Genomic DNA, 11,436 nt, shown 5'->3' with positions numbered 1-11,436 from the left:
TGATGTGCGTCTGGTCGCCTACGTCGTCGCCGACGACGAGCCGGGTCAACTGGCCGACTCTGTTGTGGAGTTCGCGTCGCAGCGGCTGCCGGAGTACATGGTCCCCTCCGCCGTCGTGGCCCTGCAGGCTCTGCCACTGACCGTCAACGGCAAGCTCGACCGCAAGGCCCTGCCCGCCCCGGACTACGCCGCCCGCGCGGGCACCGGCCGAGCCCCGGCCAACGCGCGCGAGGAGATCCTGTGCGCGGCGTTCGCCGAGGTCCTGGGTCTGGAGAAGGTCGGCGTCGACGACGACTTCTTCCAACTCGGCGGCCACTCCCTGCTGGCCGTCCAGTTGGTCGAGGTGCTGCGCAAGCACGCTATGTCGGTGTCGGTGCGGGCCCTGTTCGACACTCCGACGCCGGCGGGGCTGGCGGCTTCGGCGGGCGCGGAATCCGTGGCGGTGCCGCCGAACCTGATTCCTGCCGACGCGGTGGAGATCACCCCGGAGATGCTGCCGCTCGTGGACCTGTCGGCCGACGAGGTGGCCCGGGTGGTGGCCTCGGTCGAGGGCGGCGCGGCGAACATCGCGGACGTCTACCCGTTGGCCCCGCTGCAGGAGGGCCTGCTCTTCCATCACCTCTTGGCCGAGGGCGGCGAGGACGCCTATCTGATGCCGGTGGTCATGGAGATGGACTCGCGGGCGCGCGTCGACGAGTTCACCCGCGCCTTCCAGCAGGTGGTTGACCGGCACGACATCCTCCGGACGTCGTTCGTGTGGGAGGGGCTGCGCGAGCCGGTGCAGGTGGTGTGGCGCAGAGCCGTGCTGCCGGTGACCGAGTTGGTCCTCGACCCGGAGGCCGGGGACCCGGTGGCCGTGCTGCAGGCGGCCGTGGGGCTGTCGATGGATCTGGGCCGGGCACCGTTGATCAGCGTGCATATGGCCGCGCGGCCGGGCAGTGACAGCTGGCTGGTGCTGCTGCGCCTGCACCACCTGGTGCAGGACCACACCGCGCTGGAGGTCCTGCTGCACGAGGTGCAGGCGTTCCTGGCGGGCCGTGGGGGTGAACTGCCGCCGTCGCTGCCCTTCCGTGACTTCGTCGCGCAGGTGCGTGGAGGCGTGGCGCGGTCGGAGCACGAGCGGTACTTCGCCGAGTTGCTCGGCGACGTGACGGAGCCGACTGCGCCGTTCGAGTTGGTCGATGTCCGTGGTGACGGTGGGGACGTGGAGCGCACGGTGGTGCCGCTCGCGCCCGAGCTGGTCGGCCGGCTGCGTCAGGTGGCGCGTCGGGTCGGGACGAGCCCGGCGACGGTCCTGCATGTGGCGTGGGCGCGAGTGCTGGCGGCGGTGTCCGGCCATGCCGACGTGGTCTTCGGGACGGTGCTGTTCGGGCGGATGAACGCGGGCGCGGGCGCCGACCGGGTGGCGGGGCTGTACCTGAACACGCTGCCGGTGCGGGTGCGTACCGGTGAGCTGGGCGTGCTGGAGGCCGTGACGGCGATGCGCGGCCAGCTGGCGGACCTGCTGGAGCACGAGCACGCCTCGCTGGCGCTGGCCCAGCAGGCCAGCGGACTCTCGGGCAACACCCCCGTGTTCACCTCGCTGCTCAACTACCGGCACAACACCGGCACGGACTCCGCGCGGGACGGCGACGGTGGTCCTGACGGCATCAGTGTGCTGTCCTCCAGGGAGCGCACCAACTACCCGCTCGGGGTCTCCGTCGACGACTATGGCGACGCGATCTCGCTGGCGGTCGACGCAGTGGCCCCGATCAACCCGGAGACCGTGGGCCTGCTGCTGCGGACGGCCGTCGAGGGTCTGGTTCCCCTGCTTGAGCGAGCACTTGACGGTGCATTGGATGCACCCCTTCGCACGGTCCGGGTGCTGGCCCCCGCGGAGTTGCGCCGGATGCTCGTGGAGTGGAACGACACGGCCGCCGAGGTGGCGCCCTGCACGGTGCCGGAGTTGTTCGCCGCGCAGGTGGCGCGGGCTCCGGGTGCGGTTGCCGTCGTGTCGGGGGGCGTGGAGGTGTCGTACGCCGACTTGGATGCGCGGGCGAACAGGTTGGCACGCTGTCTGGTGGACCGGGGTGTCGGCCCGGAGTCGGTGGTGGGGGTGTGCCTGGAGCGCGGGGTCGAGTTGCTGGTGGCGGTGCTCGGTGTGCTGAAGGCCGGCGGGGCCTACATGACGATCGATCCGGAGTACCCGGCGCAGCGGATCGCGTACATGCTTGAGGACGCCGAGCCCCGCGTGGTGCTGGCCTCGGCCGTCACGGAGGCGCTGGTGCCGGGTGCGGTGCTGTTGGACGCGCCGGAGACGGTGGCGGCTCTCTCGGGTGTGGACGACGGTCCGCTCCACGGGGGTGGCATGTCGGTGGCTCATCCGGCTTATGTGATCTACACCTCGGGGTCGACGGGACGGCCGAAGGGTGTGGTGGTCTCGCACGCGGGTGTGGCGAGCCTGGTTGCGGGGCAGAGGCGGTCCCTGTGTGTGGGTGCCGGGGACCGGGTGGGCCAGTTCGGGTCGGTGGGCTTCGACGCCTTCGCCTGGGAGTGGTTCATGGCTCTGCTCACCGGCGCGACCCTGGTGGTCATCCCGCCGGACCTGCGCCTGGGTGAGGGGTTGCCGCGGTTCCTGGCGGAGCAGGCCGTGACGCATCTGGCGCTGCCGCAGGCGGTGCTGGCGACGCTGGACGAGAGCACGGTCGAGGATCTCGTGCTGGTGACAGGGGGCGAGGCGCTCCCGCACGAGGTGATGGTTCGCTGGGCGCGGGGCCGCGGATTGTTCAACTCCTTCGGCCCGGCCGAGACGACGGTGGATGCGACGTTGTGGCGTTGCGATCCGTCGGCGGGGGAGGTGGCGATCGGCTCGCCGGTGGTGAACACGCGGGTGTTCGTGCTGGATGAGTTTCTGGCGCCGGTTCCGGTGGGTGTGGCCGGTGAGTTGTATGTGGCGGGTGCGGGCCTTGCGCGCGGGTATCTGCGGCGTCCCGGTCTGACGGCGGAGCGGTTCGTGGCCAACCCGTTCGGTGGAGCGGGCGAGCGGTTGTACCGCACGGGTGACCGCGCGCGGTGGACGGCGGACGGGCAGCTGGTGTTCGCGGGCCGCGCGGACGATCAGGTGAAGATCCGTGGTTTCCGGATCGAGCCGGGCGAGGTCGAGAACGTGGTGGCCGCTCATCCGCAGGTGGTGCAGGCCGCGGTGGTCGCCCGGGAGGATGTTCCCGGTGAGGTGCGGTTGGTGGCCTACGTGGTGCCGGACGCCGATGGCGGGGTTGGTGAACTCCCACGGCTGGTGAGCGAGTTCGCTGCGGAGCGGCTGCCTGGCTACATGGTCCCGTCCGCGGTGGTGGTGCTGGACGCGCTGCCGCTGACGGTGAACGGGAAGCTGGACCGCAAGGCGCTGCCCGCCCCCGCGTACGCGACCGGCGGCGGCCGCGCTCCGGCGAACGCGCGTGAGGAGATCGTCTGCGCGGCCTTTGCCGAAGTGCTGGGCGTGGAGCGGGTGGGTGTCGACGACGACTTCTTCGCCCTCGGCGGGCACTCCCTGCTGGTGGTGCGCCTGGTCGAGGTGCTGCGCTCCAGCGGTGTGTCGGTGTCGGTGCGGGCCGTGTTCCAGACGCAGACCCCGGCCGGGCTTGCCCGGTCGACGGGCGCCGGGCAGGTGGTGGCGGTGCCGCCGAACCTGATCCCCGTCGGCGCGCAGGAGGTCACCCCGGAGATGCTGCCGCTCGTCGACCTGACCGCCGACGAGGTCGCTCACATTGTCACCACCGTCCCCGGCGGTGCGGCGAACATCGCCGACGTCTACCCGCTGGCCCCGCTGCAGGAGGGCCTGGTCTTCCACCACCTGCTGGCGGACGGCGGCGACGACGCCTACGTGACCCCGGTGGTGTTCGAGCTCGAGTCGCGGGAACTGCTGGAGGCGTTCACCGGAGCGTTGCAGCAGGTGGTGGACCGGCATGACATCTTCCGCACCTCGCTGGTGTGGGAGGGACTGCGCGAGCCGGTGCAGGTGGTCTGGCGGCGGGCCCCGCTCTCCGTCGAGGAGGTGGCGCTGGATGCAAAGGGTGCCGACCTGGTGCAGCAGTTGCTGGCGGCCGGCGGGATGTCGATGGACATGGGACGGGCGCCGCTGCTCACGATGCACGTCGCCGCGGTGCCCGGGAGTGACCGTTGGCTGATGCTGCTGAAGGTGCACCACGCCGTCCAGGACCACACGGCGATGGAGGTGGTACTCGGTGAGGTCCAGGCGTTCCTGACGGGCCGGGGCGGCTCGCTACCGGAACCGGTGCCGTTCCGGAACTTCGTCGCACAGGCCCACGGCGGCGTGACGCAGGCGGAGCACGCGCGGTACTTCGCGGGGCTGCTCGGCGACGTGGAGGAGCCCACCGCGCCGTTCGGCCTGGTCGACGTCCATGGCAACGGAGCGGACGTCGTCCGGGTGCACGTGCCCTTCGCGCCGGAGCTGCACGCGCGACTGCGTGAGGTCTCGCGCCGTCTGAGCACCGGTGCCGCGACCGTGCTGCATGTCGCGTGGGCAAGGACACTGGCGGCGGTGTCGGGCAGGACCGACGTGGTGTTCGGCACCGTGTTGTTCGGCCGGATGAACTCCGGAGCGGGGTCGGCACGCATGCCGGGGCCGTTCATCAACACGCTGCCGGTGCGGGTGCGCACCGGCGACCTGGGCGTGCTGGAGGCCGTGGGCGCGATGCGCGACCAGCTGGCCGAGCTGCTGGAGCACGAGCACGCCTCGCTGGCCCTGGCGCAGCAGACGAGCGGCCTGGCGGGAGACACGCCGCCGTTCACGGCCCTGTTCAACTACCGCCACAACCCTGGCCGGTCCGAGCAAGGCACGGACGATGACCGGACCCGTGGGTTCGAAGGGTTCAGGGCGTTGTACTCGCGGGAGCGCACCAACTACCCGCTCGCAGTGTCTGTGGACGACGACGGCGAGTCGATCACGCTTGCCGTGGACGCGGTGGCCGTCATCGACGGGCAGGCCGTGGGACGAATGATGTGCTCCGCGGCGGAAAACCTGGTCACCGTGCTGGAGGCGGCACTTGACGGTGGGTCGGAGCAGCCGCTGAGTGCTGTGCGAGTCCTCGACGAAGCTGTCTCGCACCGGATGCTGGTGGAGTGGAACGACACGGCGGTCGAGGTCGCGCCGTTGACGGTGGTGGAGCTGTTCGCTGCGCAGGTCGCGCGGGCACCGGAGGCGGTGGCCGTGGTCGCCGACGGGGTGGAGGTGTCGTACGCCGAACTGGACGCGCGGGCGAACCGCCTTGCGCGGCTGCTGGTTTCGCGGGGTGTGGGCCCGGAGTCGGTGGTCGGGGTATGCCTGGAGCGCGGCGTTGAGCTGCTGGTCTCGGTGCTCGGGATCCTGAAAGCCGGCGGGGCCTATATGACGATCGACCCGGAGTACCCGGCGCAGCGTGTCGCGTACATGCTGCAGGATGCGAAGCCACGGGTGCTACTGGCCTCGGCCGCCACCGAGGCCGTGCTGTCGGGTGCGGTGCTGTTGGACGATCCCGAGGTCATGGCGGCCCTGGAGGGCCTGGACTGCGGCGCGCCGGATGAGGCGGGGCTGTCGGTGGCGCATCCGGCGTATGTGATCTACACCTCCGGTTCGACGGGACGACCGAAGGGTGTGCTGGTTTCGCACGCGGGTGTGGCGAGCATGACGGCGGGTCACACCAGGCTGCTGGGCGTGGGCGGTGGACACCGGGTTGGCCAGTTCGCCTCGGTGGGCTTCGACGCCTTCGCCTGGGAGTGGTTCATGGCCCTGCTGACCGGCGCGACCCTGGTGGTGATGCCGTCGGAGCAGCGGGTCGGCACCGCCTTGGCGCGGTTCCTGGCCGAGCAGGCGGTGACCCATGTGACGCTGCCGCCGGCGGTGCTGGCGACGCTGGACGAGAGCGCGGTCGGCAAGGAGCTCGTCCTGGTGACGGCGGGCGAGGCGCTGCCGCCCGAGGCGGCGGCGCGCTGGGCCCGGGGCCGGCGGATGTTCAACGCCTACGGTCCGGCCGAGACGACGGTCGATGCCACGTGCTGGCCTTGCGACCCGGAAGCGGTCGCGCATGAGGTATCGATCGGCTCGCCTGTGGTGAACACCCGGGTGTATGTGCTGGATGAGCTTCTGGCGCCGGTTCCGGTGGGTGTGGCCGGTGAGTTGTATGTGGCGGGTGCGGGGTTGGCGCGCGGGTATCTGGGGCGTCCTGGTCTGACGGCGGAGCGGTTCGTGGCGAACCCCTTCGGTGCGGCGGGTGAGCGGTTGTACCGGACGGGTGACCGGGCGCGGTGGACGGCGGACGGGCGGCTGGTTTTCGCGGGGCGCACGGATGACCAGGTGAAGATCCGTGGCTTCCGGATCGAGCCGGGCGAGGTCGAGAACGTGGTGGCCTCGCATCCTCAGGTCGCCCAGGCCGCGGTCGTCGCCCGAGAGGACACGCCCCGTGAGGTACGGCTGGTGGCCTACGTCGTGCCCGACACCGACGGTGGGACCACGGAACTCCCCGCTCTGGTGAGTGAGTTCGCCGCAGAACGGCTGCCCGGATACATGGTCCCGTCCGCCGTCGTGGTTCTCGACGCCCTGCCACTGACCGTCAACGGGAAGCTCGACCGCAAGGCCCTGCCCGCCCCCGCGTACGCAACCGGCAGCGGCCGTGGCCCCGCCACGCTCCAGGAGGAGCTGCTGTGCGGGGTGTTCGCGCAGGTGCTCGACCTGGAGAAGGTCGGGGTGGACGACGACTTCTTCGCTCTTGGTGGCCACTCCCTGCTTGCCACCCGCCTGGTCAGCCGGGTGCGGCGGGTTCTGGGTGTGGAGGTGCCGCTGCGGATGCTGTTCGACGCGCCGACGGTGGCGGGACTCGCGGCCCGCTTGGCCGACGCCGACACCGCGCGGGCGGCGTTGACCGCCGGGGAGCGCCCGGAGCGGGTGCCCCTCTCGTACGCGCAGCGCCGCCTCTGGTTCATCGGGCAGCTGGAGGGTCCGAGCACCACCTACAACATCCCGATCGCCCTGCGCCTGTCCGGTGGGGTGGACCCCGTGGCGCTGAACGCGGCGCTGCGTGACGTGATCGGCCGGCATGAGGTGCTGCGCACCGTGTACTCCGCGGCGGCCGACGGTGAGCCCTACCAACGGATCCTGGATCTCGACGAGCTGGCCTGGGAGCTGTCGGTGGCCGAGGTGGCGTCTGCGGAGCTGGATGCCGCGGTCGCCGAGGCGGCTGGGTATGCGTTCGATCTCGCAGCGGAGGTGCCGATCCGGGCATGGCTGTTCGAGTGCGGCGCGGAGGAGCACGTGCTGGTGGTGACCGTGCACCACATCGCGAACGACGGTTGGTCGACGGCTCCGCTGGCAGCGGATGTCTCGCGCGCGTACACGGCGCGCTCGGCGGGCCGGGCTCCGGAGTGGAAGCAGTTGCCGGTGCAGTATGCGGACTATGCGTTGTGGCAGCGTGAGCTGCTGGGTGATGAGCGGGACCCGGGAAGTGTTTTCTCCCGGCAGGTGGGCTACTGGCGTGAGGTGCTGGCGGGTGCTCCGGAGGAGCTGGAGCTGCCGTTCGACCACCCGCGTCCGGCGGTGGCGTCCCATCGGGGTCGTGAGGTGCCGTTGAGGATTCCGGCTGAGGTGCACGCGCAGTTGGCGACGCTGGCCCGGGCCGAGGGCGTGACCATGTTCATGGTGTTGCAGGCCGCGCTCGCGTTGCTGCTGTCGCGACTGGGCGCTGGGGCGGACATCCCGATCGGATCGGCGAATGCGGGTCGTACGGATGTCGTACTGGACGATTTGATCGGCTTCTTCGTGAACACGCTGGTGATGCGTACGGATGTGTCGGGTGACCCGACGTTCGCTGAACTGCTGCTCCGGGTGCGGGAGACCAGCCTGTCGGCGTTTGCGCATCAGGATGTGCCTTTCGAGAAGCTGGTGGAGGAGCTGGCGCCGGCCCGGTCGATGGTGCGCCAGCCGTTGTTCCAGGTGATGCTCACGCTGCAGAACCACGCCGACGCGGTGCTTGATCTGCCGGGGGGTGGGGTTGCCGGGTTTGCGCTGGGGAAGGCGGTTTCGAAGTTCGATCTCGAGGTGTCGGCGCGTGAGGTGTTCGACGGCGAGGGACGGCCGGCCGGGTTGCATGGTTCTGTGATCGTCGCGGCGGATCTGTTCGAGGTGGGGTCGGCCGAGCGGTTCGCGGAGCGTCTGGTGCGTGTGTTGGGGGCGGTGGCGGCCGATCCACGGGTGCGGATGAGTGCGGTCGAGGTGGTGGACGAGGCCGAGTTGCAGAGCGTGTTGTGGGCGTGGAACGAGGCCGGGGTGGAGGTTGCGGCCTCGACACTGCCGGAGTTGTTCGAAGCGCAGGCGGCTCGGACTCCGGACGCGGTAGCCGTTGTCGCCGACGGTGAGCGAGTCTCGTACGCCGAGTTGGACGCGCGGGCGAATCGGCTTGCGCGGCTGCTCGTCTCGCGTGGAGTGCGCGCGGAGTCGGTGGTGGGCGTGTGCCTGGAGCGCGGTGTGGAGTTGGTGGTGGCGCTGTTGGCAGTGGTGAAGGCCGGCGGCGCATATCTGCCCGTCGATCCGAGGTATCCCGCGGATCGCGTGGCGTTCACGATCGGCGATGCCGGTGTGGGCCTGGTGCTGACCACGCGGGGGCTGACGGACCGGTTGGCGCGGGTGGGCGTCGTTGTGGTGGCCGTGGACGACCCAGTGGTGACCGGGGAGTTGGCGCGGCTGGATGCGGGTGTGCTGTCGATGGGTGAGCGTGAGGTGGTGATGCCGGAGCATCCGGCCTATGTGATCTATACGTCGGGTTCGACCGGCCGCCCCAAGGGTGTGGTGGTCACGCACCGGAACGTGACGGAGCTGTTCGCTCAGACGAGGGGTCTGTTCGGGTTCGGGCCCGAAGACGTGTGGAGTTGGTTCCACTCGTTCGCGTTCGACTTCTCGGTGTGGGAGTTGTGGGGTGCGCTGTTGCACGGCGGCCGGGTGGCGGTGGTCTCGTTCGAGGTGTCGCGCTCGCCGGAGGAGTTCTTGGCGCTGGTGGAGCGCGAGGGGGTGACGATGCTGAGCCAGACTCCTTCCGCCTTCTATCAGTTGATCGCGGCGGAGGAGGGACGCCCGGAGGCGGTGCGGTCGTTGCGGTGGGTGGTCTTCGGTGGTGAGGCGCTGGATCCGGGGCGGCTGGCGGGCTGGTGGGAACGTCATGGTGCGGGCGGTCCGCGGTTGGTGAACATGTACGGGATCACCGAGACGACGGTGCATGTGACGTTCCACGAGCTGGCAGCCGGGAATGGGGCGGGCAGTGTGGTGGGCCGGGGCATTCCGGGGCTGGGTGTGTTCGTACTGGACGACCGGTTGCGTCCGGTGCCGGTCGGGGTCGCGGGTGAGGTCTATGTGACGGGCAATCAGCTCGCCCGGGGCTATCTGGCGCGTGCGGGGTTGTCGGCGGAGCGTTTCGTGGCATCGCCGTTCGGCGGTGCAGGTGGACGGATGTACCGGACGGGTGACCGGGCGAGGTGGGGTGCTGCTGGCCGGTTGGAGTATCTGGGGCGTGCCGATGAGCAGGTGAAGGTCCGTGGGTTCCGGATCGAGCCGGGTGAGGTCGGTGCGGTGGTGGCCGAGCATCCCGCGGTCGCGCAGGCGGCGGTCGTCGCACGCCAGGACACGGGTGAAACCCGCCTGGTGGCGTACGTGGTGCCCGTTGAGGGCCGGAACATTGGTGAACTTCCCACCCTGGTACGCGGGTTCGTGGCGGATCGATTGCCCGGCTACATGGTCCCGTCCGCGGTGGTGGTGCTGGACGGCTTGCCGTTGACCGTCAACGGCAAGCTCGACCGCAAGGCCCTGCCCGCCCCGGAGTACGCCGCGGGTGCGGGCAGGGGTCCGGCGAATCGCCAGGAGGAGCTCCTGTGCCAGGCATTCACCGAGGTCCTGGGCCTGGCGACCGTCGGTGTCGACGACGACTTCTTCGACCTCGGTGGCCACTCCCTCCTCGCCACCCGACTGATCAGCCAGATCAGGACGCTATTGAGGGTCGATGTCTCACTACGGGCGCTCTACAAGACGCCGACCGTGGCCGGACTCGCCCATCAGCTGGGAGCAGTGAAGACAACCCGGCCGGCTCTTCGGCCGATGCGCAACCACGAGGAGTCCTGATGATTCCGCTGTCCTTCGCACAGCGTCGGCTTTGGTTCATCGGCCGGCTGGACGGTCCGAGCCCGGCCTACAACATCCCGGTCGTGCAGCGGCTGTCGGGCGAGCTGGACGTGTCCGCACTCAACGCGGCGCTGCGGGACGTGATCGGTCGTCACGAGGTGCTGCGCACTGTGTACGCGGTCGCCAACGGCGAGCCTTACCAGCGCATACTCAAGCTCGACGAACTGACGTGGGAGCTGAGCACGACCGAAGTTGCTCCGGCGGATCTGGACAACGCGGTTGCCTCGGCCGTCGGACATGCCTTCGATCTGGCGACCGAAGTCCCGATCCGGGCCTGGCTCTTCTCCACTGCGCCCAAGGAGCACGTCCTGGCCTTGGTGGTGCACCACATCGCCGGCGACGGCTGGTCGATGGGTCCCCTGGCCCGGGATGTCTCGCTGGCGTACGCGGCCCGCTGTGTGGCGCGGGTTCCGGAGTGGGAGCCGCTGCCGGTGCAGTACGCGGACTACGCGCTGTGGCAGCGGGAGCTGCTGGGAGACGAGGCTGATCCAAACAGCCTGATGTCACGTCAGATCGGCTACTGGCGAGACGCTTTGTCGGGAGCGCCGGAGGAGCTGGCGCTGCCCTTCGACCACCCGCGCCCGCCGGTGGCCACCTATCGCAGTCTCGACGCGCCGCTGACGGTCCCTGCTGCGGTGCATGCGAAGCTGGCGGAGCTGGCCAGGGCGGAGGGTGTGAGCCTGTTCGTGGTCCTGCAGTGCGCGTTCGCGGTGCTGCTCTCCCGCCTCGGAGCGGGGACCGACATCCCGATCGGTACTGCGGTTGCCGGCCGTATGGATGTGGCGTTGGACGACTTGGTCGGCTTCTTCGTCAACACCCTGGTGCTGCGTAGGGACCTGTCGGGCAACCCGAGTTTCCGGGAACTGCTGGCCCGGGCGCACGAGACGACCCTGGCGGCGTTCGACCATCAGGACGTGCCGTTCGAGAAGCTGGTGGAGGAGCTCGCGCCGACCCGGTCGATGGCCCGTCACCCGCTCTTCCAGGTGATGCTGACCCTCCAGAACAACGCAGAGGCACATGTGCGGCTGCCGGGTTTGGAGGTGGAAGCGGCGCCGTCGGGGGTCCCGGCGGCCATGGTGGACCTGAAGGTGGACCTGGGCGAAACGTTTGACGCTCAGGGGAAGGCCGCGGGACTGCACGGTGGGCTGGTGGCGGCTGCGGATCTGTTCGACGCGGCATCGGTCGAGTGGATTGCGGAGTGTTTGGTGCGGGTGCTGGGTGCAGTGGTGGTGGATCCGGATTTG

At 70.1% G+C, this 11,436-nt stretch carries 2 protein-coding genes; both read left to right on the top strand.

From position 1 onward, the window contains the following. Positions 1 to 4: 4 nt before the first annotated feature. Positions 5 to 10,132: a non-ribosomal peptide synthetase gene (locus AAW14_RS38500; protein WP_265569128.1), complete on the top strand. Its 10,128-nt coding sequence runs from the start codon at positions 5 to 7 to the stop codon at positions 10,130 to 10,132. Further along, a partial coding sequence (locus AAW14_RS38495; RefSeq protein WP_265569127.1) for a condensation domain-containing protein occupies positions 10,132 to 11,436 on the top strand: 1,305 nt, incomplete at its 3' end. The genes AAW14_RS38500 and AAW14_RS38495, both read left to right, overlap by 1 nt.

The organism is Streptomyces hygroscopicus (assembly GCF_026168105.1).
Taxonomy (GTDB): Bacteria; Actinomycetota; Actinomycetes; order Streptomycetales; family Streptomycetaceae; genus Streptomyces; species Streptomyces hygroscopicus_D.
Note: the sequence above shows the minus strand (reverse complement) of the source record. Positions and strands in the feature narration are given on the sequence as shown.